The organism is Actinomadura napierensis, from assembly GCF_039529375.1.
Classification (GTDB): domain Bacteria; phylum Actinomycetota; class Actinomycetes; order Streptosporangiales; family Streptosporangiaceae; genus Spirillospora; species Spirillospora napierensis.
Genome location: NZ_BAAAMR010000281.1, coordinates 1 through 875, shown reverse-complemented (window position 1 = coordinate 875; position 875 = coordinate 1). Strand labels below are relative to the sequence as shown.

The following is an 875-nucleotide window of genomic DNA, read 5'->3' as shown; positions in this document are numbered from 1 at the left end:
AAGCTGATGAGGAGTTAAAAAAATTAACTGGCAATGATAAGGCTAAAGCAGTTAATGATTTAACTACTGCTTTTAATGCACAAAATAAAGCATTAGAGAAATCATCGCGTGCTGTAGGGTCTGCATTAATTGATATCGAGAACTATGCACGAGGAAATAGGGAGGTTGAAAAAATTTCCCAAGAAGCGAGAACTGGAACTATCAGCTATACAGAAGCCATTGAACGTCTAAATAAAATTAAGTTGCCTACAGATCTATATGAAAATCTGAAAAAACAGGCTGCGCAGTATGATGACAATGCATCTAAAGCAAGTTTATCAGCTGAGAAACTTAAATTATTAAGAGTTGAAGTGAAACTTGGAGGTAATGAAGCACAAAATGCGGCAATTCAGCATCAAAAACAAGCGGATGCTTTAGGAAATACTGCTACTGAAGCAGAAAAGGCAACTAAGGCTTTGCAAGATTATCAAGCCAAGCAAAAAGATAGCGTTATTGATTCAATCTATAAATCAGGTTGGCTTGATAAAGGTTACACTGTTGCTCAAGCTAATGCCATTTTAGAACTGCAAAAAGCTAAAGGAATGAGTGCAATTTTGTCTAAAGATGAAATTGATAGCGCACTTAGAAATCTCAAGATCATCGAAGAACAACAGGAGCGAGAAGATAAATTAACTGAAGCTAAAAGAAAGCAGACGCAGGAAATTGAAAAACAAGCAAAACTTACTAAACGCTTGGTCGGTATTTCCGGTCAATCCGGTATTGGTACTGGTCCACATCTTGACGTCCGATATGGTGGCTCATTGTCAGGTCAGAAAGTTTCTAATGAACATCTGGCTCGATTACAGGCGGGAGGAAAACCTTTAACTTCCTACAAG

1 protein-coding gene is annotated in these 875 nt (G+C 37.7%); it reads left to right on the top strand.

Annotation, left to right across the window (positions count from 1 at the left end):
- The coding region (locus ABD296_RS49435) for a hypothetical protein (RefSeq protein WP_344285481.1) at nt 1-875 on the top strand (875 nt) is incomplete at both ends.